Origin of the sequence: Prescottella subtropica (assembly GCF_005434945.1) — a bacterium.
Lineage (GTDB): Bacteria > Actinomycetota > Actinomycetes > Mycobacteriales > Mycobacteriaceae > Prescottella > Prescottella subtropica.
The window spans coordinates 1-22254 of the sequence record NZ_SKCH01000025.1 but is presented as its reverse complement, the minus strand read 5'-3'; the positions used below and the strand labels follow the sequence as shown (position 1 = coordinate 22254).

At 69.4% G+C, this 22254-nt stretch carries 24 protein-coding genes; 14 read left to right on the top strand and 10 right to left on the bottom strand.

The features are described from left to right. The first annotated feature begins 18 nt into the window (after positions 1-18). A complete protein-coding gene (locus tag E0497_RS17380; RefSeq protein WP_137726051.1) occupies positions 19-870 on the top strand; it encodes a tRNA (adenine-N1)-methyltransferase in 852 nt (283 codons plus the stop codon). A 91-nt stretch (positions 871-961) separates the two neighbouring features. On the opposite strand, the gene E0497_RS17375 is transcribed toward E0497_RS17380, so the two are convergent. Beyond that, positions 962-1387 (bottom strand): MTB12 C-terminal domain-containing protein, encoded by a 426-nt coding sequence (locus tag E0497_RS17375; protein WP_137726050.1) that lies wholly within the window; start codon positions 1385-1387, stop codon positions 962-964. Positions 1388-1574: 187 nt separating this feature from the next. Between E0497_RS17375 and arc the strand changes: the two genes are divergently transcribed. Then, positions 1575-3338 carry a proteasome ATPase gene (gene arc, locus E0497_RS17370; protein ID WP_137726049.1) on the top strand — a complete coding sequence of 588 codons (1764 nt, stop codon included), beginning with the start codon at positions 1575-1577 and terminating at the stop codon, positions 3336-3338. Positions 3339-3400: 62 nt separating this feature from the next. On the opposite strand, the gene E0497_RS17365 is transcribed toward arc, so the two are convergent. From E0497_RS17365 to E0497_RS17340, 6 genes are all read right to left on the bottom strand, one after another. Then, positions 3401-3763 (bottom strand): thiocyanate hydrolase, encoded by a 363-nt coding sequence (locus E0497_RS17365; RefSeq protein ID WP_137726048.1) that lies wholly within the window; start codon positions 3761-3763, stop codon positions 3401-3403. Between the two features lie 17 nt (positions 3764-3780). After that, entirely contained in the window at positions 3781-4518 is a 738-nt protein-coding gene (gene scnC, locus E0497_RS17360; RefSeq protein WP_137726047.1) for a thiocyanate hydrolase subunit gamma, read from the bottom strand. 37 nt (positions 4519-4555) lie between these two features. Further along, positions 4556-5374 (bottom strand): SH3-like domain-containing protein, encoded by an 819-nt coding sequence (locus tag E0497_RS17355; protein WP_137726046.1) that lies wholly within the window; start codon positions 5372-5374, stop codon positions 4556-4558. Positions 5375-5468: 94 nt separating this feature from the next. Continuing rightward, positions 5469-5972, bottom strand: coding sequence for an NUDIX hydrolase (locus E0497_RS17350; protein ID WP_137726045.1), 504 nt, complete (start codon positions 5970-5972; stop codon positions 5469-5471). A gap of 25 nt (positions 5973-5997) precedes the next feature. Beyond that, positions 5998-6993 carry a MerR family transcriptional regulator gene (locus E0497_RS17345; RefSeq protein WP_137726044.1) on the bottom strand — a complete coding sequence of 332 codons (996 nt, stop codon included), beginning with the start codon at positions 6991-6993 and terminating at the stop codon, positions 5998-6000. A gap of 9 nt (positions 6994-7002) precedes the next feature. After that, a complete protein-coding gene (locus tag E0497_RS17340) occupies positions 7003-7641 on the bottom strand; it encodes a HEAT repeat domain-containing protein (protein WP_421958359.1) in 639 nt (212 codons plus the stop codon). A 102-nt stretch (positions 7642-7743) separates the two neighbouring features. Between E0497_RS17340 and dop the strand changes: the two genes are divergently transcribed. The 12 genes from dop (at position 7744) to E0497_RS17280 (ending at position 20027) form a co-directional block, all read left to right on the top strand. Beyond that, a complete protein-coding gene (dop, locus tag E0497_RS17335) occupies positions 7744-9243 on the top strand; it encodes a depupylase/deamidase Dop (RefSeq protein ID WP_137726043.1) in 1500 nt (499 codons plus the stop codon). 126 nt (positions 9244-9369) lie between these two features. Next, on the top strand, positions 9370-9564 hold the full coding sequence (locus E0497_RS17330; RefSeq protein ID WP_137726042.1) for a ubiquitin-like protein Pup: 195 nt from the start codon (positions 9370-9372) through the stop codon (positions 9562-9564). A gap of 116 nt (positions 9565-9680) precedes the next feature. Beyond that, positions 9681-10439 (top strand): proteasome subunit beta, encoded by a 759-nt coding sequence (prcB, locus tag E0497_RS17325; RefSeq protein WP_137726075.1) that lies wholly within the window; start codon positions 9681-9683, stop codon positions 10437-10439. Beyond that, positions 10436-11215, top strand: a complete 780-nt coding sequence (prcA, locus tag E0497_RS17320; RefSeq protein ID WP_137726041.1) for a proteasome subunit alpha — start codon at positions 10436-10438, stop codon at positions 11213-11215. Before prcB ends, prcA begins: the two co-directional genes overlap by 4 nt. Before the next feature lie 183 nt (positions 11216-11398). Next, entirely contained in the window at positions 11399-12757 is a 1359-nt protein-coding gene (gene pafA / locus E0497_RS17315) for a Pup--protein ligase (RefSeq protein ID WP_194150330.1), read from the top strand. A gap of 35 nt (positions 12758-12792) precedes the next feature. Further along, positions 12793-13800 carry a helix-turn-helix transcriptional regulator gene (locus E0497_RS17310; RefSeq protein ID WP_137726040.1) on the top strand — a complete coding sequence of 336 codons (1008 nt, stop codon included), beginning with the start codon at positions 12793-12795 and terminating at the stop codon, positions 13798-13800. After that, the gene (locus tag E0497_RS17305; RefSeq protein WP_137726039.1) at positions 13797-14765 is read left to right on the top strand and encodes a helix-turn-helix transcriptional regulator; all 969 of its coding nucleotides are present in this window, start codon (positions 13797-13799) and stop codon (positions 14763-14765) included. The genes E0497_RS17310 and E0497_RS17305 overlap by 4 nt, the downstream gene beginning before the upstream one ends. A 201-nt stretch (positions 14766-14966) precedes the next feature. Then, positions 14967-15227: a Sec-independent protein translocase subunit TatA gene (tatA, locus tag E0497_RS17300; RefSeq protein ID WP_137726038.1), complete on the top strand. Its 261-nt coding sequence runs from the start codon at positions 14967-14969 to the stop codon at positions 15225-15227. Positions 15228-15308: 81 nt separating this feature from the next. Further along, positions 15309-16256: a twin-arginine translocase subunit TatC gene (tatC, locus tag E0497_RS17295; RefSeq protein ID WP_137726037.1), complete on the top strand. Its 948-nt coding sequence runs from the start codon at positions 15309-15311 to the stop codon at positions 16254-16256. Next, the gene (locus E0497_RS17290; RefSeq protein ID WP_137726036.1) at positions 16253-18937 is read left to right on the top strand and encodes a DEAD/DEAH box helicase; all 2685 of its coding nucleotides are present in this window, start codon (positions 16253-16255) and stop codon (positions 18935-18937) included. Before tatC ends, E0497_RS17290 begins: the two co-directional genes overlap by 4 nt. A 67-nt stretch (positions 18938-19004) precedes the next feature. Beyond that, positions 19005-19268 carry a DUF1876 domain-containing protein gene (locus E0497_RS17285; RefSeq protein WP_137726035.1) on the top strand — a complete coding sequence of 88 codons (264 nt, stop codon included), beginning with the start codon at positions 19005-19007 and terminating at the stop codon, positions 19266-19268. 102 nt (positions 19269-19370) lie between these two features. Beyond that, the gene (locus E0497_RS17280; RefSeq protein ID WP_137726034.1) at positions 19371-20027 is read left to right on the top strand and encodes a DUF4333 domain-containing protein; all 657 of its coding nucleotides are present in this window, start codon (positions 19371-19373) and stop codon (positions 20025-20027) included. A gap of 7 nt (positions 20028-20034) precedes the next feature. Here E0497_RS17280 and E0497_RS17275 read toward each other — a convergent pair whose 3' ends face one another. From E0497_RS17275 to E0497_RS17265, 3 genes are all read right to left on the bottom strand, one after another. Then, entirely contained in the window at positions 20035-20997 is a 963-nt protein-coding gene (locus tag E0497_RS17275) for a 5'-3' exonuclease (RefSeq protein WP_137726033.1), read from the bottom strand. Continuing rightward, positions 20994-21218, bottom strand: coding sequence for a hypothetical protein (locus E0497_RS17270; protein WP_137726032.1), 225 nt, complete (start codon positions 21216-21218; stop codon positions 20994-20996). Before E0497_RS17270 ends, E0497_RS17275 begins: the two co-directional genes overlap by 4 nt. An 87-nt stretch (positions 21219-21305) precedes the next feature. Then, complete coding sequence (locus E0497_RS17265) at positions 21306-21923, bottom strand: recombinase family protein (RefSeq protein WP_137726031.1); 618 nt, start codon at positions 21921-21923, stop codon at positions 21306-21308. Positions 21924-22254 lie beyond the last annotated feature (331 nt).

Sequence of the window (22254 nt, the reverse complement as noted above, 5' to 3'; positions counted from 1 at the left end):
AAACGGAAGTGGGCTCGAATGGCGTCAGGCGGACTGGGACGAAGCGGACCTTTCCAGGTCGGTGACCGCGTCCAACTCACCGATGCCAAGGGACGCAAGTACACCGTCGTCCTCGAACCGGGCAAGGAATTCCACACGCACCGCGGCGGCATCCTGCACGACGCACTGATCGGCGCCGACGAGGGCAGCGTCGTCACCTCCACCAACGGCACCCCCTACCTGGCGCTGCGGCCGCTGCTCACCGACTACGTGCTGTCCATGCCGCGCGGTGCCCAGGTCATCTACCCCAAGGATGCCGCCCAGATCGTCCACGAGGGCGACGTGTTCCCCGGCGCCCGCGTCCTCGAGGCCGGCGCCGGCTCCGGTGCCCTCACCTGCTCGCTGCTGCGCGCCGTCGGCCCCACCGGCCGCGTCGCATCGTGGGAGATCCGCGAGGACCACGCCGAACACGCCGTCCGCAACGTCGAGACGTTCTTCGGGGAGAAGCCCGCCAACTGGGAACTGACCCTCGGCGACCTCGCCGACTACGACGCCGACGTCCACGGCGAGGTCGACCGCGTCGTGCTCGACATGCTCGCCCCCTGGGACGTGCTGCCCGCCGTGTCCAAGGCCCTCGTGCCCGGTGGCGTCCTCGTCGTCTACGTCGCCACCACCACCCAGCTGTCCAAGGTCGTCGAGGCCATGCGTGAACAGGAATGCTGGACCGAACCCCGCTCCTGGGAATCGATGGTCCGCGGCTGGCACGTCGTCGGCCTCGCCGTCCGCCCCGAACACCGCATGCAGGGCCACACCGCGTTCCTGGTGACCGCCCGCCGCCTCGCCGAAGGCACCGTCACCCCCAAACCGCAGCGCCGCCCCAGCAAGGGCTGACGCGGGGCACTGCTCCCGAAACAGCTGAAGGGTCCCTTCGTTCGCCTGGAGCGCACGAAGGGACCCTTCAGCTGTAGTGGGGGAGAACCCGTCAGGAGCAGCTCAGGCGGCCCATGCCGAAGATGTCGCAGGTGCTGGCGTCGGTGATGACCCAGGTGCCGTTCACGTCGGTGAAGGTGACGGGGACGGGGGCGGTGCCGTGGGAGGTCGCGATGTCGGTGACGGCGGTGACGGTGCCGCCGTCGGCGGTGACGGACGTGACGGTCGCGGTGAGCGGGTAGCCGGCGAGGACGCCGTTGAACTGCTTGAGGAGGGCGGCGCGGTCGGTGCCGCGTTCGACGACGGCTTCCTTCTGTTCGACGGTGGCGGCCGGGTCGAAGAAGACGGTCAGCTGCTGCTGCAGGACGTCCTTCGCCGGGGCGGTGGCGGTGTCGGTGGAGTCGTTCGAGCTGCACGCGGTCATGCCGATTGCGGCGGCGAGCACACCGGCGGCGACGAGGGACTTGCGGATGATCACGGGTGGGGCCTTTCGTTTCGTGGGCCGTTCGAACACGACCGAGCACTAGGAAGGTAAGGCTAACATGGGTGTTATGGGGTGGTTTTCGGCCCGAGTGTGAGCTGACGGACAGGTCGGTACCCGTGTCGCGACCCGCATCGACCGCGGTGCCGGTAGCGTTGATGAATCGACCTGGGAGGAGCTGCACATGAACCCGACAGAGAACCCGGATCCGATTGCGGCGGCACGTGAACTCGACGCGTTGAAGGCGGAGGCGGCGGCACTGCGCAGGCAGCTCGCCGGATCGCCGGACGCGGTGCGTGACCTCGAGTCCCGTGTGGAGTCGTTGACGGTCCGCAACGGCAAGCTCATGGACACCCTCAAGGAGGCGCGGCAGCAGCTCATCGCGTTGCGCGAGGAGGTCGATCGGCTCGGTCAGCCGCCGAGCGGGTACGGCGTGTTGCTGGCCGTCCACGACGATCAGACGGTCGACGTGTTCACGTCGGGCCGCAAGATGCGTCTGACGTGCTCCCCGAACGTCGAGACCGACGCGTTGTCGACGGGGCAGACGGTGCGCCTCAACGAGGCGTTGACGATCGTCGAGGCCACCGATTTCGAGCAGATCGGCGAGATCTGTGCGCTGCGTGAGGTTCTCGACGACGGCCGGCGGGCGCTGGTCGTCGGGCATGCCGACGAGGAACGCGTCGTGTGGTTGGCGGCGCCGCTCGCGGAGATCGCTGCCGAGGAGGTCGTGAAGGATCCGGATTCGCCGTCGCGCCGGCTGCGTCCCGGGGACTCCCTGCTGGTCGACACGAAGGCCGGGTACGCGTTCGAGCGGATCCCCAAGGCGGAGGTCGAGGACCTCGTGCTCGAGGAGGTTCCGGATGTCGGCTACGAGGACATCGGTGGTCTGGGCCGGCAGATCGAGCAGATCCGGGACGCGGTGGAACTGCCGTTCCTGCACAAGGATCTGTTCCACGAGTACGCGTTGCGCCCGCCGAAGGGTGTGCTGTTGTACGGCCCGCCGGGCTGCGGCAAGACGCTGATCGCGAAGGCGGTCGCGAACTCGCTGGCGAAGAAGATCGCGGAGGTGCGCGGTGAGGACAGCAAGGAGGCCAAGTCCTACTTCCTCAACATCAAGGGCCCGGAGCTGCTCAACAAGTTCGTCGGCGAGACCGAGCGGCACATCCGGATGATCTTCCAGCGGGCGCGGGAGAAGGCGTCCGAGGGCACCCCGGTGATCGTGTTCTTCGACGAGATGGACTCGATCTTCCGGACCCGCGGGTCGGGGGTGTCGTCGGATGTGGAGACGACGGTGGTGCCGCAGCTGCTCAGCGAGATCGACGGCGTCGAGGGCCTCGAGAACGTCATCGTGATCGGTGCGTCCAACCGTGAGGACATGATCGACCCGGCGATCCTGCGTCCCGGCCGGCTCGACGTGAAGATCAAGATCGAGCGGCCGGACGCCGAATCGGCGCAGGACATCTTCTCGAAGTACCTGACCGAGACGCTGCCGCTGCACGCCGACGATCTCGCCGAGTTCCACGGCGACCGGATCGCCTGCATCAAGGCGATGATCGTGCGGGTCGTGGACCGGATGTACGCGGAGAGCGACGACAACCGGTTCCTCGAGGTCACGTACGCCAACGGCGACAAGGAGGTCCTGTTCTTCAAGGACTTCAACTCGGGCGCGATGATCCAGAACATCGTGGACCGGGCCAAGAAGTACGCGATCAAGTCGGTGCTCGAGACCGGTTCGCCGGGTCTGCGGGTGCAGCACGTGTTCGATTCGATCGTCGACGAGTTCTCCGAGAACGAGGATCTGCCGAACACCACCAACCCGGACGACTGGGCGCGGATCTCCGGTAAGAAGGGCGAACGGATCGTCTACATCCGCACCCTGGTCACCGGGAAGAATGCGAGCGCGAGCCGCGCGATCGACACCGAGTCGAACACCGGGCAGTACCTGTAGGGCACACGTTCCACGAAAAGGGGGGATCCGGCCGGATCCCCCCTTTTCGTGCACCCCGGTCGTCAGTCGCCGGCGGCCTCGAGTCGGGCCCGCACGAGGGCGAGCCGCTGCGACAGTTCGGTCTCGTCGACGACGTTCCTGGCGATCAGCGAATGCGCGAGCGCCACGAGCTGGTTCTCGGGGAACGGTAGGTCGCGGTAGACGTCCTCGACGAGCGCGTCCTCCTCGCGACGCCGGGTGAGCGGCGGCAGCGTCGTCGCTTCCCGGTCGAGGGCGTCGCACGTCGCGTCGAGGCTGGACTTCCACGGCGGAACGGGGTTGGTGACCCCGTGCTTCTCCGCCATCCGCGGCCACACCTGACCGCGGGTGACGATCCGGTCCAGGACCGGCACTCTGATGCCGGTGACGTTCTGTTCGTCTGCCATCGTCAGTCCTCGCTGAGTTACTGATCGCCGATCGGGTGTACGGCGGGATGGACCGGGCGTGCGGCATTCGAGGTGACCCCGGGGGTGGGGAGGGCGACCCCGATCAGGCAGTCCCGGGTGACGATCTCCGCGAGCCGGTCCTCGCTCCAGCCGTCGGTGCCGGCCGGGCGGACGGGCAGCACCGCGAACCGGTGCTTGGAGTTGGAGTCCTCGACGCGGATCGCGACCTCCTCGGGCAGGAAGAGCCCGAACTCGCCCAGGACCTGGCGGGGCCAGCGCACGATGCGCCGACGGTAGTTCGGGGTGCGGTACCACTCCGGGGAGTTGCCGAGCAGCGGCCGCGGATAGCAGGAGCACAGCGTGCAGACGATCACGTGGTGCAGCGTCGGGGTGTCCTCGAGGATGTGCAGTGCCGTGAAGTCGCTGGGCGTGCCGAACCCGGTCGGCTGCAGCCAGTCGACGCCGATCTCGGTGCAGGCGGCGATGGGGTCCTCGAAAACCAGCTGCCGGTAGTCGGGGTCGGACCAGGCCTTGGCGACCAGGCGGGAACCCGGTGTCGGTCCGAGTTGCTCGAAGTACTCGGTGTAGCGCCGGTGGTCCTCGGCGGTGAACAGGCCCTTCTCGATCGCGAGTTCCCGGATCGCGATCTCGAGGACCTCGAAGTCGGTGACCTCCTCGACCATGGGGGCGCCGTGCCGGGGAGGTGAATCGTCGTCCGGCGCAGTGCGATCGGGTTCGTCCGATGGCGTGCTCATCCGAAGTCGTCTCGTCGACGGTGATGGATCGACGGCATCACAGCGGCGCGAGCCAGGGTTCGGAGATCTCCGCCTGGAGGGTGTCGTCGGGGCAGCCGCGGTACGGATCCCACAGGTCGCGCATCGCGAACCGCACGATGTAGAACCACTGCGGCCGCTGATCTTCGCGGTCGAACGCCTCGTCCTCGGGCGTGGGGCTCTCGTAGGAGACCCTCGCGACGGTGGCAGGCTTGTCGCGCAGGTACTCCTGGGTGCGGGTGTAGAAGATCGTCGGCAGATCCCGCACCAGCACCCGGTCACCCACCGCGAACCTAGGGGCCTCGGCCCGGCCGGCGAAACACTGGGGATCTCCCTTGCCGACCGCCTCGGTGTGATGGCGGTTCCGCACCACCGCGGCGCCGTCCCCGATGCTCCGGGGCGCGGCCTCGAGCGGCCCGGTGCCGTTCTGCTGACGGGACCGCACCGCGTCGGCTCGCTCGACGAGTTCCCCGAGCGTGATGTGATGCTTGTCGACCAGGCAGCGGGCCATGGCCAGCACCCAGCGCCCGTAGTAGGGCAGGGCGAGATAGTTGGTGCGGCCGACGTCGACGTTCCCGAGCCGTCGGCGTTCCTCGGAGGTCCAGATGCCGCGCCAGCCCAGGACCTCGCAGGTGACGAAGGTGTTGAGCTCCCAGAGTTCTTCCTGCTTCTCCTCGAACACGGCAGGAGCATCGGGTTCGCCGCCGACATCGTGCGGTGTCTTCGTCAGGGCGCGGAACAGTCCGTGACTGATCTGGTCCGGATAGGGCCAGTCCTGCAGCCGATGAAACGCGGTCCGCAGCTGGCTTCCGTAGTCGTCCATCACCGAGTTGGCCATGGTCGTCGCCTCCCGGGGCGAGACAGTGTGTGGTCAACGCTAACACCGTCGGCGGGCCCGGTGGCCGGGTCCGTCCACGGCAGAATCGACGGAATCAGACGAGTCCCGCCAACAGGATCCGGGTGTCCGGCACGAACGGCCACCGCGGGTCCTGCAGGTGTTCGTGCAGTTGCCGGTCCGTCCACCACCAGCCGTCGGCGATCTCACTGGCCTGGTGCCGGATCGGACCGTCGTAGCGGGCCTCGAACGCGAACAGGTGGCAGCGCAGTGGCGCATCCGCCCACACACCGTCCCACGCGATCCGCGACAGCGGCGTCAACGGTACCCCGGTGACCCCGAGTTCCTCGGCCAGTTCGCGGCGGGCCGCCTGCTCCGGCGTCTCACCCGGGTCGACGACGCCGCCGGCCAGGCAGTCGTGCAGGCCCGCGAACACCGCCTTGTCCGGGGAGCGGCGGTGCACGTACAGGCGACTGCCGTCGAGCGAGCGCAGCAGCACCCCCGCGCTCGCGTGCCACAGGCCCTCCGCGTACACCCGGGACCGCAGCGCGGTCCCCGTCGGTGTGCCGTGCTCGTCGTAGACCGCCACCACTTCGTCCATGCACCCATCGTGGCACCGGGCGCGATCAGCGCATCGCCGGGTTCTCCCGGATCGCCAGGATCGCCGCCGCGGTGGCCGCGACCGTCCGGTCGGCGTCACCGGTCATCCGTTCGAGCGCCGCCCGGGCCGTCTCGCCGGGAATCTCGGCGAGCGCCTGCGTGATCCGTCCGCGGACGGCCGCGTCGACGGCGGTGTCCACCCGGTCCAGCAGCAGGCCGACGGACGGGTCGCCGACCAGCAGTCCGAGTGCCTCGGCGGCCTCGACGTCACGTCGCCCGTCGACGATCATCTCGACCAACTCGGGTGCCGCGTCGACGACGCCGCGGGATGCGAGCGTGAGCGCCGCCCGCTCCCGGACCATCGTGTCGGTGTCGTCGAGGGCCCGGCGCAGCGCCGCCGACGCCTCCGCGGTGCGGACCGACGCGATCGCGGCGACGGCCCGCCGCCGGACGTCGACCGAGCCGGAGTGCAGGGCGGTGGACAACTCCGCGGGCACCGGCCCGCCCGTCCGCGCCAGCAGCCAGCGCAGTGCGCCCGCCACGTTGAGGTCGTCCTCCGTCAGCACGGCCTCGACCAGCGCCGCGGCGGACAGGGCGGTGTGCGCGTCCGGGGCCAGGGCCGCCTGCTGCCGGTGCGCCGCGGACTCCGAGTCGAGGGCCCGCAACTGTGCGACGACGTGCAGGACGTCGTCCCAGTCGGCGGGGGCGGAGGCGTCGACCCGCTGCAGTGTCGCGAGCAGTTCCTGTTCGGCGGCGATCCGGTCGCGGGTGTGCCGGACCAGGTCGCCCACTAGGTCCGCCGGTGCGAACCCGGGCTCGTCGAGTGCCCGTCCGACCTCCTGCAGCGACAGTCCGAGGGCGCGCAGGCTCTCGACGTGGAACAGGCGCCGGACGTCGTCGGCCGAGTATTCGCGGTAGCCGCCGGACGTCCGTCCGGTGGGGCACACCAGCCCCAGCGTGTCGTAGTGGCGCAGCATCCGGGAGCTGACACCCGACCGCCGTGACACCTCGCCGATCAACATCCGGTCCTCCTATCCGTCGGGCCCGGTGACCGCGACCCGCGTCGCCGCCTCCACCGACAGGGTGAACGCGCTGTCCGGGTCGCGGTGCAATCGCAGCGTCGCTTCGGCGTGTGCCCGTCGTCCCGGATCAGACCCGGCCGCGGCCTGCTCCAGTATCGGCACGATCACCTCACCGAGCGCGACGAGTGCCCGGCTCAGGCTGCGTTGCAGGTCGTGGTCGCCGCGGCCGAGCGCGGTCGCCAGATCGGCGGCGAGTTCGGCCGTGCCACCGTCCGGGACGAGTGCCACCGCCGCCCGCCACGCGCTGCGGGCGACCTCGTCGTCCGGGTCGTGCAGCAGCGCCGATACCGCCGGCCACGCCTGCGGGTCCCCGACCTTCGACAGCGTGTGCAGTGCCTGACTGCGGGCCTGCGGAATCTCGGACCCGAGCTCCGCGATCAGTGTCGGCACGGTGGTCTCGGCCGGGAGGCGGCACAGCGCCCACGTCAGCATGTCGCGGACGTAGAAGTCCGGTTCGACGGCGCAGCGGCCGATCAGCGTCCCGAGAAGTGCGGGATCGGGGTCGGTGCCGGCGGCGAGAGCGGCACGCAGCCGGGCCGACGGGTCGGGTGCAGCCAGTGTGTCCGGGGCCGTGTTCACGACGACCACCTCCTTCACCGACCATCCGAGTCCCTGACACAGTGTGAAGGTCAAGGCACGGGTCCGGCCGTCGTCGGGTTGCGGACGTGCCGAACGATCTAGGCTCGTGCCATGCAGCGGATCATCGGTATCGAGGTCGAGTACGGAATCTCTTCACCCAGCGACCCTTCGGCGAATCCGATCCTGACGTCCACGCAGGCGGTGCTCGCGTACGCGGCGGCGGCGGGGGTGCCGCGGGCCAAACGCACCCGGTGGGACTACGAGGTGGAGTCACCGCTGCGGGACGCCCGCGGTTTCGATCTGGGCCGCACCAGCGGGCCGGCCCCGGTGATCGACGCCGACGAGATCGGTGCCGCCAACATGATCCTCACCAACGGTGCCCGCCTGTACGTCGACCACGCGCACCCCGAGTATTCGGCGCCGGAGGTGACCGATCCGCTGGACGCCGTCATCTGGGACAAGGCGGGGGAGCGGGTGATGGAGTCCGCGGCCCGGCACGCGTCCAGTGTTCCCGGCGCGCCGCGGCTGCAGCTGTACAAGAACAACGTCGACGGCAAGGGCGCGTCGTACGGCACCCACGAGAACTACCTGTGTTCCCGCGACACCCCGTTCTCGTCGATCATCGCCGGGTTGACGCCGTTCTTCGCGTCCCGTCAGGTGATCTGCGGGTCCGGGAGGGTCGGGATCGGCCAGTCCGGTGACGAGGCCGGCTTCCAGTTGTCGCAGCGGGCCGACTACATCGAGGTCGAGGTGGGTCTCGAGACGACCCTCAAACGCGGCATCATCAACACCCGCGACGAGCCGCACGCGGACGCCGACAAGTACCGCCGCCTGCACGTGATCATCGGGGACGCGAACCTCGCAGAGACGGCGACGTACCTCAAGGTCGGGACGACGGCGCTCGTGCTCGATCTCGTCGAGGCCGGGGTGGATCTGACGGATCTGCAGTTGGCGCGCCCGGTGACCGCCGTCCACCGGATCAGCCACGATCCGACGCTGCGGGCGACGGTGGCACTGGCCGACGGCCGGGAACTGACCGGTCTTGCGCTGCAACGGATCTACCTGGACCGGGTTGCGCGGTTCGTGGACCGGGAGGGCAACGACGATCCGCGGGTCGCCGACCTCGTCGAGAAGTGGGCGATGGTGCTCGACCTGCTCGAACGCGATCCGATGGAGTGTGCGCACCTGCTGGACTGGCCCGCGAAGCTGCGCCTGATGGAGGGTTTCCGGAGCCGGGAGGGCCTGGCGTGGTCGGCGCCGAAGCTGCACATGCTCGACCTGCAGTATTCGGACGTCCGCCTCGACAAGGGCCTGTACAACCGGCTCGTGGCCCGCGGGTCGATGCAGCGGCTGGTGACCGAGCAGCAGATCCTCGACGCGGTGCACACCCCGCCGACGGACACCCGGGCGTTCTTCCGTGGTGAATGCCTGCGCCGGTTCGGGGCGGACATCGCGGCGGCCAGTTGGGACTCGGTGATCTTCGATCTGGGTGGGGAGTCGCTGGTCCGGATCCCCACCCTCGAACCGTTGCGCGGCAGCCGCGCTCACGTCGGTGAGCTTCTGGATTCGGTGGATTCGGCGGCTGAACTGGTAGATCAGCTCACGAACTGATCTCGCCACGAAATCTCCCCGCGCGCTTGCCGCCCGACGGGCACCGTCGGTCGGTAGTGTGAGGGTCCGAGCAGGACTCGCCGGTCGCGTGTCGGCGGGTCCGCGGTGAGAAGGAGGTCGGTGGCCATGGCGCAGGAGCAGACCAAGCGAGCCGGTGGTGGCGACGACGACGATGCCCCGATCGGCGACGGGCCGGCCGGGCAGGAACGTCGCGAGAAGTTGGCGGAGGACACCGACGATCTCCTCGACGAGATCGACGACGTGCTCGAGGAGAACGCCGAGGACTTCGTGCGCGCCTACGTCCAGAAGGGCGGCCAGTGAGGACGGATCGCGCAGGCCTGCCGTCGGGTACGCACGGATTCGGGTTCGGTGGCGGGTTCGGTCCCGGGTCGACGCTGTCCTCGTTCACCGAACATCTGCGCCTGCACGCACCGGACATGTTGCCGGGTAACCGGATCGACGGACTCCGCACCGAGGGAGGCGACACGGACATCGCACCGCACGGGACGACGATCGTGGCGATCACGTTCGCCGGTGGTGTGCTGATCGCCGGTGACCGGAGGGCCACGATGGGCAACCTCATCGCCAGCCGGGACGTCGAGAAGGTGTTCGTCACCGACGACTATTCGGCGGCGGGTATCGCCGGGACCGCCGGTGTCGCCATCGAACTGGTGCGGCTGTTCGCCGTCGAACTCGAGCATTACGAGAAGATCGAGGGCGTCCAGTTGACGTTCGACGGCAAGGCCAACCGGCTGTCGTCGATGGTGCGGGGCAACCTGGGTGCGGCGATGCAGGGTCTGGCGGTCGTGCCGTTGCTCGTCGGGTACGACCTCGATGCGGCGGACGCGCAGCGGGCCGGGCGCATCGTCTCCTACGACGTCGTCGGCGGCCGCTACGAGGAACGCGCCGGCTACTACGCGGTCGGCTCCGGGTCGCTGTTCGCGAAGGCGTCCCTGAAGAAGCTGTACCGGGAAGGCGGCGACGAGGATTCGGCGCTGCGGTCGGCCGTCGAGGCCCTGTACGACGCCGCCGACGACGATTCCGCGACCGGCGGCCCGGACCTGGTCCGGTCGATCTTCCCGACGGCCGTGACCATCACGTCGGCCGGTGCGGCGTACGTGCCGGCCGAGCGGACGGCCGAGTCGGCGCGCGCGGTGCTCGCCGACCGCACCGAGGAAGGACGCACCCCACGATGACGCTGCCGTACTATGCCTCCGCCGAGCAGATCATGCGGGATCGCTCGGAGTTGGCGCGCAAGGGAATCGCGCGCGGCCGCAGCGTCATCGTGCTCACGTTCGCCGACGGGGTGCTGTTCGTGGCGGAGAACCCGTCGACGGCGCTGCACAAGGTCAGCGAACTGTACGACCGGCTGGGGTTCGCGGCGGTCGGCAAGTACAACGAGTTCGAGAACTTGCGCCGGGCCGGCATCGTGCACGCCGACATGCGCGGCTACTCGTACGACCGCCGGGACGTCACCGGACGCTCCCTCGCCAACGGGTACGCGCAGACCCTGGGCACCATCTTCACCGAGCAGCCCAAGCCGTACGAGGTGGAGATCTGTGTCGCCGAGGTCGGCCGGCACGGCAGCGCACCGCACGCACAGCTGTACCGGATCACCTACGACGGGTCGATCGTCGACGAACAGCAGTTCGTGGTGATGGGCGGCACCACCGAGCCGATCGCGACGGTGCTGCGGGCGTCGTACCGTCCGGGCCTGGATCTGTCCGACGCGGTCGCGGTCGCGGTGCGGGCCCTGCAGGACGGCACCGGCACCGAGACCGAACGTCGCGTGCTCGGCGTGTCCAGCCTCGAGGTGGCGGTCCTCGACCAGTCCCGGCCCCGGCGGGCGTTCCGTCGGATCACCGGTCCCACGCTCGAGGCGCTGCTGCCCGCGGCACCGGCCGAACCGGCCCCGGACACCGCAGATGCTGCAGACGCTCCGGGGGAGCCCGGAACGGACACCGACACATAGGCCGACACGGAGGCAGGCACACGATTCCCCGGCCGGGCACGCAGCAGCGTGCCCGGTCGGTTCGTGTCGGGGCCGGGGTGCCGGCCCGGCGAAGGTCTCGCTTCGGCCACGTTCTCGGTCCGCGGCGACGCGACTGTTCCTGAACGGCAAGGCAATCGGCTTCGACGGTTGTACTGTCGAGGTGTGCAGAGACGAATCATGGGTATCGAGACCGAGTTCGGTGTCACCTGCACCTTTCACGGTCATCGGCGGCTGAGTCCGGACGAGGTTGCCCGCTACCTCTTCCGGCGGGTGGTCTCGTGGGGCCGCAGTTCCAACGTGTTCCTCCGTAACGGTGCGCGGCTGTATCTCGACGTCGGTTCGCATCCCGAGTACGCGACCGCCGAGTGCGACAGCCTGCTGCAACTCGTCAACCACGATCGGGCGGGGGAGCGGGTCCTCGAGGATCTGCTCGTCGATGCCGAGCAGCGGCTCGCCGAGGAGGGTATCGGCGGCGACATCTACCTGTTCAAGAACAACACCGATTCGGCGGGCAACTCGTACGGGTGTCACGAGAATTTCCTGGTGGTCCGGGCGGGGGAGTTCTCGCGGATCTCGGATGTGCTGCTGCCGTTCCTGGTGACCCGGCAGCTGATCTGCGGTGCCGGCAAGATCCTGCAGACCCCGAAGGCCGCACAGTTCTGTCTGTCGCAGCGGGCCGAGCACATCTGGGAGGGGGTGTCGTCGGCGACGACGCGGTCGCGGCCGATCATCAACACCCGCGACGAGCCGCACGCGGACGCCGAGAAGTACCGGCGGCTGCACGTGATCGTCGGTGACTCCAACATGTGCGAGACCACCACGATGCTCAAGGTGGGCACGGCGGCGCTGGTGCTCGAGATGATCGAGGCGGGGGTGCCGTTCCGGGACTTCGCGCTCGACAACCCGATCCGGGCGATCCGGGAGGTCAGCCACGACCTGACGGGTCGGCGTCCGGTCCGTCTGGCGGGCGGCCGGCAGGCCAGCGCACTCGACATCCAGCGGGAATACCATGCGCGGGCCGTCGAGCATCTGCGGAACCGCGAACCCGACGCGCAGGTCGAGCAGGTCGTCGAACTGTGGGGCCGGATCCTCGACGCGGTGGAGGGCCAGGACTTCGCGAAGGTCGACACCGAGGTCGACTGGGTGATCAAACGCAAACTGTTCCAGCGGTATCAGGACAAGTACGGCATGGAGTTGTCCGATCCGAAGATCGCGCAACTGGATCTGGCGTACCACGACATCAAACGGGGCCGTGGCGTGTTCGATCTGCTGCAGCGCAAGGGCCTGGCCAAGCGGGTCACCGAGGACGAGACGGTGGACCTGGCGGTGTCGACGCCGCCGCAGACGACGCGCGCGAAGCTGCGGGGGGACTTCATCGCCGCAGCTCAGGACGCCGGACGCGACTTCACCGTCGACTGGGTGCATCTCAAGCTCAACGATCAGGCGCAGCGCACCGTGCTGTGTAAGGACCCGTTCCGGTCGGTCGACGAGCGGGTGGATCGGCTCATCGCGTCCATGTGACGGTTGGTCGGGTTGGTTGCCACTAGGCTCTGCGGGTGGCAATTTCCAAAGTGGAGCGGTTGACGAACCTGGTCATCTGCCTGCTCTCGACCCGGCAGTTCCTCACCGCGGAGAAGATCCGGGCGAGTGTGGCCGGGTACGACGAGTCGGCCAGTCACGACACGTTCAGCCGGATGTTCGAGCGGGACAAGAACGAGTTGCGGGATCTGGGGATCCCGCTCGAGACGGGGTCGGCGAGCCGGTTCTCGGGGGTGGAGGGCTACCGGATCAACCGGGACGCCTACGAGCTTCCGGACATCGACCTCGACGCCGCGGAGTCGGCCGCGGTCGCGGTGGCGGCCCGGTTGTGGAGTTCCCCGGAGATGACGGCCGCGTCGCAGAGCGCGCTGATGAAGCTGCGGGCCGCCGGCGTGCAGGTCGACGGTGAACTCGACGCGGTCCCGATGTCGGCGATCCCGGCGCGTACCCGGGGCTCGGAGTCGGCGATGCGGCAGCTGCTCACGGCGATCGACGCCGGGCGGGCGGTGACGTTCCGGCATCGGGGCGCGCCCACCGAGGATTTCGTGACCCGCACGGTGCAGCCGTGGGGTGTGGTGACGTTGCGCGGCCGGTGGTATCTCGTCGGGCACGACGTCGACCGGGAGGCGACGCGCACGTTCCGGCTGTCCCGGATCGCGGATCCCGTCGAGGCGGTCGGCCCGGAGAATGCGGTGCGTAAACCGGAGGGTGTCGATCTGCGGGAGGTGGTCGCGGCCGTCACGGGGGGCGGTGAGGTGACCGGCAGCGCAGCGGTGTGGGTGGCCGACGGCCGCGCACTCGAGGTACGGCGGCTCGGTGTCGACCGGGGTCCGCGGCAGTTGGGTTCGCGGTCGGGCACCGTCGTCGACATCCCGGTCCGGTCGTGGGGCTGGACGGCCCGGATCGTCGCCGGGCACGGCGCCGACGCGGTCGTGCTCGAGCCTGCGCAGTTGCGGGAACGGGTGCAGGAACAGTTGCGGGCCGTCGCCGGGATCGCCGGCGACCGGACGGAGGAGACCCGATGAGCGTGCAGGTGTCGCGGTTGGCGCGGCTGCTGAACCTGGTGCCGTACTTCACGGCGAATCCGGGGATCAGCAAGGAGCAGGCGGCCCGGGAGTTGGGGGTCACCGTTCCGAAGCTGATGAAGGATCTGCACCAGCTGTGGGTGTGCGGGTTGCCCGGCTACGGCCCGGGTGACCTGATCGACCTGTCGTGCGACGAGGACACCGTCTCGGTGGTGTTCTCCGCGGGTATGGATCGTCCGCTGCGGTTGACGTCGACGGAGGCGACGGTGCTGCTGGTGGCGTTGCGGTCGCTCGCCGAGATGCCCGGCATGGTGGATCCGACGGCGGCCCGGGGGGCGATCGCGAAGATCGAGTCGGCGGCCGGCACCGCGGCGCGGGAACTGCACGGCGACGACGATCCCCGTCCGGGGGCGGCGTCCGATTCTCCGGTCGCGGCGACGGTCCGGTCCGCGCTGCGGCACGATCATGCGCTGCACCTGACGTACTACTCGGCGTCCCGCGACGCGGTGTCCGAGCGGGTCGTCGACCCGGTCCGGTCGCTGCTCGTCGACGACCGCACGTATCTGCAGGCGTGGTGCCGGCAGTCCGAGGGTGTGCGGCTGTTCCGGTTCGACCGGATCGACGCCGCCCGCGAACTCGACGAGCCGTCGGCTCCGCCGGCGCAGGCGGTCGACACCGACGAGCATCTGGTGCTGTTCAGTGACGACGCCCCGCTGCCGCGGGCGCGGCTGCGGATCGCGCCGTCGCACGGCTGGATCCTCGACACGTATCCGATGGATCCGGTGCGGACGGAACCGGACGGGTCGGTGGAGGTGACGATGCGGTACGGCTCGCTCGAGTGGATGGCGCGGCTGCTGCTCGGTTTCGGGGCGGCCGCGACGGTGCTGGGGCCGCCGGAGCTGGTCGACGAGGTGCGGGCCCGGGCCCGGTCCGCGCTCGACGCCTACGACGCCGTGAATGCCTGATTCGTCTGTTCGGATTGCCCGGTTCGGGTACGCGGAGACGGCGGGACGGGTAACTTCGGGTGACGGGTGCGTGAACCGGTTCGCCGGCACGTGCGCATACCGCTCCGGTGGGTTGTTACGTCACGGTGAACAGGACATTTGCGCCACGACCGTCGTACGCAGGTCCGGTAGCATCGAGTCAACTGATCTGTGGAGGAAGCAATGGGTTCGCTGAGTATCTGGCACTGGGCCATCGTGGCACTGGTCGTCGTCATCCTGTTCGGCTCGAAGAAGCTCCCCGAGGCCGCCCGCGGTCTCGGCCGGTCGCTGCGCATCTTCAAGAGCGAGGTCAAGGAAATGCAGAACGACGGCAACCCGCCGTCGACCGCCACCGAGGTGACCTCGTCGGCGCAACTGTCGTCGCCGATCGACGCGACCGTCGTCGACGCGCCGCAGCCGCGCACCGAGCCGAAGACGGCCTAGTTCACGATTCTCGAGCATCCGGGGTGGCTGCCGGTTCGATAGCCGCCCCGGATCACTGCTGACCAAGGCCAGGGCCCCATAGTGCGAATTCCGTTCGACCCGCGTCACAGCCGGCGCAGGACAAATCCAGACGGCACGATGTCACTCGTCGAGCATCTCTACGAGTTGCGTACCCGACTGCTCATCGCGGTCGCGGCGATCATCGTCACCACGATCGTCGGCTTCGTCTGGTACTCGACCCGCATCTTCGGGATCGAGAGTCTCGGCGAACTGCTGCGGGGACCGTACTGTTCCCTGCCGCAGTCCGCACGCGCGGATCTCAGCACGGACGGCGCATGCCGACTGCTCGCGACGGCCCCGTTCGAACAGTTCATGCTCCGCCTCAAGGTGGGCCTGACCGCCGGCATCGTGCTGGCCTGCCCGGTGTGGCTGTACCAGCTGTGGCGGTTCATCACCCCCGGCCTGTACGCCAAGGAACGCAAGTATGCGGTCGGGTTCGTCGTCGCGGCGTCGTTCCTGTTCGTCGGCGGTGCCGTCCTGGCCTACCTGGTCGTCGCGCAGGCCCTGCACTTCCTGCTCACGATCGGTGACAACGTCCAGGTCACCGCGCTCAGCGGTTCGCAGTACTTCGGGTTCGTCATCAACGTGCTGATCGTGTTCGGTGTGAGTTTCGAACTTCCGCTGCTGATCGTCGCGCTCAACGTGGTCGGTGTGCTGTCCTACGCCAAGCTCAAGGCGTGGCGGCGCGGGCTGATCATGGCGTTGTTCGTGTTCGCGGCGATCGCCACGCCGGGTCAGGATCCGTTCACGATGCTGGCTCTCGCCGGGGCGCTGACGGTGCTGCTCGAGTTCGCGATCCAGATCGCCCGCCTGCACGACAGGCGCAAGAACCGGCACGAGGCTGCGGCGCTGGCCGCCCTGTCGGACGAGGAGGCGTCGTCGATCGACGGCCCGGCACCGATCGATGCGGTCACCGCGGTGCCGCCGGCCACCGCCCCCACGAAGCAGGACTACTCGGACACACTGTGAGGACACCGACCCAACTCGACACGTTCGCCCGGCAGCTGAGTTTCCCGCTCGACCCGTTCCAGGTCGAGGCGTGCGCGGCCCTCGAGGCCGGGCACGGGGTGCTGGTGTGTGCGCCGACCGGTGCCGGGAAGACGGTGGTCGGCGAGTTCGCCGTCCACCTGGCGCTCGCGTCCGGCCGCAAGTGCTTCTACACCACACCGATCAAGGCGCTCAGCAACCAGAAGTTCGCCGAGCTCGCCGAACGTTACGGCCCGGAGTCGGTCGGACTGCTCACCGGCGACAGCAGCATCAACTCGGATGCTCCCGTCGTGGTGATGACGACCGAGGTGCTGCGCAACATGCTGTATGCGCAGTCGCCGGCGCTGCGGGGGCTCTCGCACGTGGTGATGGACGAGGTGCACTACCTCGCCGACCGGTTCCGGGGCGCGGTGTGGGAGGAAGTGATCCTGCACCTGCCCGCGGAGGTGCGGCTGGTCAGCCTGTCGGCGACCGTCAGCAACGCCGAGGAGTTCGGCTCCTGGATGGAGACCGTGCGGGGCGACACCACGGTGGTGGTCGACGAGACCCGGCCGATCCCGCTGTGGCAGCACCTCCTCGTCGGACGCCGCCTGTTCGATCTGTTCGACGCGAAGGCCACCCCGACCGGCGGCCGGAGCCTGGTGGTCGATCCGTCCCTGGTGCGGCACGTCAAACAGCGGCTCGCGCAGGATCGGGCCGACTCGTGGGAGTACCGGGGGCGCAGCGACTACCGTCCGCTGCCGCGCCCCGAGGTGATCGCCCGACTCGACGAGGAGGGCCTGCTCCCGGCGATCACGTTCATCTTCAGCCGTGCCGGCTGCGAGGCGGCCCTCGGCCAGTGCGTGCGCTCGAAGCTGCGGCTGACCACCCCCGAGCAGACCGAGCAGATCCGGGAGATCGTCGAGAAACACACCGAGGATCTGCCGCGCGCCGACCTCGAGGTGCTCGGCTACTGGGGGTGGCGTCAGGCCCTCGAACGCGGTTTCGCCGCCCACCACGCCGGGATGCTGCCGGCGTTCCGGGAAACCGTCGAGGAACTGTTCGTCCGCGGGCTCGTCCGGGCGGTGTTCGCTACCGAGACCCTCGCGTTGGGCATCAACATGCCGGCCCGGTCGGTGGTGCTCGAGCGGCTCGTCAAGTTCAACGGCGACACCCACGCCGAACTGACCCCCGGCGAGTACACGCAGCTCACCGGGCGGGCCGGCCGGCGCGGTATCGACGTCGAGGGCCACGCGGTGGTGCTGTGGCAGCCGGGGATCGAACCCACCGAGGTCGCGGGCCTGGCGTCGACGCGCACGTTCCCGCTGCGCAGTTCGTTCAAACCCGGCTACAACATGTCGATCAACCTGATCGACCGGATGGGTGCCCCCGAGGCCCGTGCTCTGCTGGAACGCTCGTTCGCGCAGTTCCAGGCGGACCGCTCGGTGGTGGGCCTGACCCGCGGTATCGAACGCAACGACGAGGTGCTCGCCGAACTCCTCGAGCGGCTCGGCGGCCCCGGCAGCGAGTACGTCGAGTACTTCCGGCTGCAGGAGAAACTGCGCGGCCGGGAACGCGCGCTGGAACGCCAGAAACGGTCGGACCGGCGGGAGGCGGCGGTCGCGGCACTGACCGCGCTGCGCCGCGGCGACGTCATCGCGATCCCGTCCGGGAAACGGTCCGGGCTCGCAGTCGTCCTCGAACCCGATCAGGGGCGCGACGACCCACGCCCCCTCGTCCTCACCGAGGAGAAATGGGCCGGACGCCTCAGCGCCGCCGACTTCCCGGTCCCGGCCCGGCCGCTGGGGAAGATGCGGCTGCCCCGGCACGTCGACCACCGCACCGCGCGGGTGCGGCGGGATCTGGCGTCCGCGCTGCGCAGCACCGGCATCCACGCGCCGCGGAAACCGAAACGGGAGAAGAGCGGCCGCGAGGACCGGGAGATCACCGAACTGCGCAAGGTGCTGCGCGCGCACCCGCGCCACACGAGTCCCGACCGGGAGCAGATGAGCCGGATCGGGGAACGCTACAACCGGGTGGAGCGGGAGACGTCGACGATGCGGCAGAAGGTGGCGGCGACGACGAACTCGCTGGCCCGCACCTTCGACCGGATCCTCGCGCTGCTCACCGAACGCGGCTACGTGGCCGCCGGTGACGAGCATCCGATCGCCACCGACGACGGCCGGCTCCTCGCCCGCCTCTACAGCGAGAGTGATCTGCTGGTCGCCGAGTGCCTGCGCCGCGGCGTGTGGGCGGGGCTGGGCCCGGCTGAACTCGCGGCCGTCGTCTCGGCCGTCGTCTACGAGTCCCGGCAGGACGCCGACGCCCCCGATCGTGGCCCGACCGAGCCGGCCCGGCAGGCGCTCGCCGAGACGATGCGGGTGTGGGGACAGTTGCGGGCCGACGAGATCCGGCACAAGCTGCCGCTGACCCGGGAACCCGACACCGGGTTCGTCACCGCCGTCTACCAGTGGGCGGGCGGCGGTTCACTCGTCGACTCGCTGGTCGCGGCCGGCTCCGGCGGCAAGGAACTGTCCGCCGGCGACTTCGTTCGCTGGTGTCGGCAGGTGATCGACCTGCTCGACCAGGTGCATTCGACGGCCACCGACCCGGCCGTTGCGAAGGCCGCGGCCCGCGCGGTCGGAAAGATCCGGCGCGGGGTGGTGGCGGTGTCGGCCACCTGAGCGGTTGACTGGTGGGTGGACGCTTCGACGTCGGCCTGTCGGGGCGCCGTGCGAGAGGAGTTCGATCATGAACACCACCCAGTGGACGGTGGAGATCACCGTCGACGAACACGACAGCCGCACCCGCTCGACCGCCCGCCTGCACACCGGCGACACCACCCTCGTCGGGGTCGGGTTGGCGCGCCGCAACCCGGTCGACCGCAACGTGCCCGGCATCGGGGACGAGTTGGCGACCGCGCGGGCACTGTCGGATCTCACTCAGCAGCTGATCGAGTCGACGGTCGGCGACATCGAAGCCGTCACCCACACCCCGGCGCACGTCACGCCGTGACGGCCGCGGGTCGCGCTGCCGTCGTCGCCGCCCGCTGCGTAGGGTGACCGGGAAGTCTGTTCCGGGTAGGTGCCCGGACCGAGATCGACGGAGGGCGACGTAGTGGGCGACGCGGGGAACGACGGGAAGAGCGAGCCGCAGGGGCAGGGGACACCGGGCGAACAGTGGGGGCAGCCGAACCCCGGTGCACCACAGCCGCAGTGGGGTGGCCAGCCGTGGGGTGGGCAGCAGCAGTATCCGCAGCAGCCGTGGGCGCCGCAGCCGGGTCAGCAGTACCCGGGTCAGCAGTTCCCGCCGCAGTATCCGCAGCAGCAGTTTCCGCCGCAGCCGTGGGGCGGGCAGCAGCCCGGCTATCCGCAGCAGCCGTTCCCTGGCGCACCCCAGGGGCAGCCCGGTCCGCAGCAGGCCCCGTGGCCGGCGCCGCAGCAGTCGCCGCAGGTTCCCGGGAACAAGAAGCCGCTCATGTGGGTCGGTATCGGCCTGGTCGCGGTGGCCGGGATCGCCGGGATCGCGTTGCTGGCGTCGGCGGTTCTCGGAGCGAAGACCCTCGACCGGGCGGCCGCGGAGCAGGGGGTCGAGCAGGTCGTCACCGAGTCGTACGGGGCGCGCAGTGTCAGCGAGGTGAGTTGCCCGGCGGATCGGAAGGTGCGGGAGGGCGATTCGTTCGACTGCACCCTGAAGATCGACGGCACCCCGAAGAAGGTGACGGTCACGTTCACCGACAACGACGGCACCTACGAGGTCGGCCGGCCCCGGTAGTTCTGGGTCAGGGGCGGTCGGCGGCCATGGCGGTGGTCAGCCGGGCCACCGACCGTTCGATACCCAGTGCGGCGGCGAGCGTCTCGAGGTGCTCGTTGTCGACGGGCGTCGTGGGCAGCAGATCGGACGTCGACAGCTGTACGTCGGTGTCGGTGACGACCTGCACGACGGGTAGTGCCGCGTCGAGATAGTCGGCGGCGGCGACGAGTTTGGCGCGCACCCCCTTCGCGAGATCGGAGGCGGGGTCGGTGACGGCGTCCCGCAGGGCGGTGAGGGAGCCGAACTTCAGGAGCAGCGCCGACGCGGTCTTCTCGCCGACGCCTTTGACGCCGGGTAGGCCGTCGGATGCGTCGCCGCGCAGCAACGCGAGTTCGGCGTAGGCGGCACCGGCCCGGTCGGTGGGCACCCCGTACCTGTCGGCGACCTCGGCGGGACCGAACAGTTCCGCCTTCGCGAGGCCGCGTCCCACGTACAGCACCCGCACCTGGACCGGTGTGTCGGAGACGACCTGCAGCAGGTCCCGGTCGCCACTGACCACGACGACATCGTCGACGGTCTCCTGTGCGGCGAGGGTGCCGAGCACGTCGTCGGCCTCGAAGCCGGCGGCGCCGGCGGTGGCGATGCCCGCGGCGGCGAGGACGTCATGAATCATGTCGACCTGCGGGGTGAGGGTGTCCGGTACCTCCTCGGGGGACGTTCCGGCGCCGCCTGTGTCATTGGAGGATTCGGCGACGCGGTGCGCCTTGTAAGAGGAGACGGCGTCGACCCGGAACTGTGGACGCCAGTCCAGGTCGAGGCACACGGCGACCCGGGACGGCTGGGTGCGGGTGATGAGGGCCGCGACCATGTCGGTGAACCCGCGGACCGCGTTGACGGGACGCCCGTCGGGCGCCGTCATCGACTCCGGTAGGGCGTAGAACGCCCGGAACCACAGACTCGCACCGTCCAACAGCAGCAGGGGTCCACTCATGCGCCCCATCCTGACAGATCGGCGAGCAGTTCCGAGACCGTCGCCCGGTCGACGTCGTCGAGGGTGCCGCCGCGCAGGTCGACGGACACCAGCGTCTGATCCGGGTAGCCGTTGTAGGGGTCACCGACGCCCATGCCGGGGTCGAGACCGAGGAGCACCGACACGGTGTCGCCCAGCCGGTACCGCAGCCCCTGCCCCCACCCGGCCGGGTTCTCCCACACCGGCTCGGGGTCCCGGTAGTAATCGCCGAGAATCCAACGAAGTTCAGGTCTTCTGCCTGATGAAGGATGTGATCGAGGAACCAGGTCCTACGCCCTGGGTGCGGTGCCGCTGACGATCCGGTGGATGGTGGAGCGGCCGACGCTGTACTCGTCGGCCAGATCGGCCAGGCTGGAGTCGTCGTCGGGGTCGTGGTAGCGGCGGTGGATCGTCTTCCGCGCGGCCAGGGGCAGTTTCGGCTGTTTGCCCTTGAGTCGCCCCTTGGCGCGGGCCTTCGCCATCCCCTCCCGGGTGCGGAGGTGGTTCAGGTTGGCCTCGAACTCGGCGACCATGGCCAGGGTTTGCAGGAACAGCTTGCCGAACGGGTCGTTCCAGTCGTAGATCGAGCTTCCCAGCCCGAACAGCACGTCGCGTTCGCGCAGTCCGGTCAGGATCTCGCCGGCCTCGGCCATGTTTCGGGCGAATCGATCGAACTTCGTCGTGGTCAGCACCACCTGCCGCCCGTCGACGGCCGCCGCGGCGGAGGTGACCGCGGCGAGGGCGTTGTCCAGTCCGGTCCGGTTCTTGCGGGTGGTGCCGGAGAACCCTTTGTCGATGAAGATCCGCTCGGACGGCACCCCGAGCGCGAGTAGCTGCTCGGTTTGGATCCCGACGTCCTGTTCGTCGGTGGAACAGCGCACGTATCCGACGAGGAAGGGCTCGACCACACCCCAATCGTTCCATATGACGGGGGATCACCGGAACAGTCCGCGGAACACTTCACCGGAACACCGGCGACCAGTGCGGGGATCCTCCCGCCGTGGTGTTCCGTTGGCCGATCGGCTTACGGAACACCCAATGGCCGGCGTCCACACCGTGTCCGGTCTGCGCCGCAACGATTCACCACCTGACCGAGGGAACGATCACCCCTGGACGCAGGGCCCCGGAATAGTCGCATTTCCTCAGGTCAGGACCAGTGCAGCAGCGTGATCCGGATGCCTGGCATGGTGGCGTAACCCTTCGGCGATGTTGGCCCAGCCGGCAAGTCGGAGCAGACCG

Coding starts and splice junctions, on each gene's coding strand:
- E0497_RS17285 (WP_137726035.1), top strand. CDS start 19,005: ATGAACACCACCCAGTGGACGGTGGAGATCACCGTCGACGAACACGAC.
- E0497_RS17275 (WP_137726033.1), bottom strand. CDS start 20,997: ATGAGTGGACCCCTGCTGCTGTTGGACGGTGCGAGTCTGTGGTTCCGG.
- E0497_RS17355 (WP_137726046.1), bottom strand. CDS start 5,374: ATGGCCAACTCGGTGATGGACGACTACGGAAGCCAGCTGCGGACCGCG.
- dop (WP_137726043.1), top strand. CDS start 7,744: ATGCAGCGGATCATCGGTATCGAGGTCGAGTACGGAATCTCTTCACCC.
- E0497_RS17330 (WP_137726042.1), top strand. CDS start 9,370: ATGGCGCAGGAGCAGACCAAGCGAGCCGGTGGTGGCGACGACGACGAT.
- tatA (WP_137726038.1), top strand. CDS start 14,967: ATGGGTTCGCTGAGTATCTGGCACTGGGCCATCGTGGCACTGGTCGTC.
- E0497_RS17345 (WP_137726044.1), bottom strand. CDS start 6,993: ATGTTGATCGGCGAGGTGTCACGGCGGTCGGGTGTCAGCTCCCGGATG.
- E0497_RS17305 (WP_137726039.1), top strand. CDS start 13,797: ATGAGCGTGCAGGTGTCGCGGTTGGCGCGGCTGCTGAACCTGGTGCCG.
- prcA (WP_137726041.1), top strand. CDS start 10,436: ATGACGCTGCCGTACTATGCCTCCGCCGAGCAGATCATGCGGGATCGC.
- prcB (WP_137726075.1), top strand. CDS start 9,681: ATGTTGCCGGGTAACCGGATCGACGGACTCCGCACCGAGGGAGGCGAC.
- E0497_RS17350 (WP_137726045.1), bottom strand. CDS start 5,972: ATGGACGAAGTGGTGGCGGTCTACGACGAGCACGGCACACCGACGGGG.
- arc (WP_137726049.1), top strand. CDS start 1,575: ATGAACCCGACAGAGAACCCGGATCCGATTGCGGCGGCACGTGAACTC.
- scnC (WP_137726047.1), bottom strand. CDS start 4,518: ATGAGCACGCCATCGGACGAACCCGATCGCACTGCGCCGGACGACGAT.
- E0497_RS17365 (WP_137726048.1), bottom strand. CDS start 3,763: ATGGCAGACGAACAGAACGTCACCGGCATCAGAGTGCCGGTCCTGGAC.
- E0497_RS17380 (WP_137726051.1), top strand. CDS start 19: ATGGCGTCAGGCGGACTGGGACGAAGCGGACCTTTCCAGGTCGGTGAC.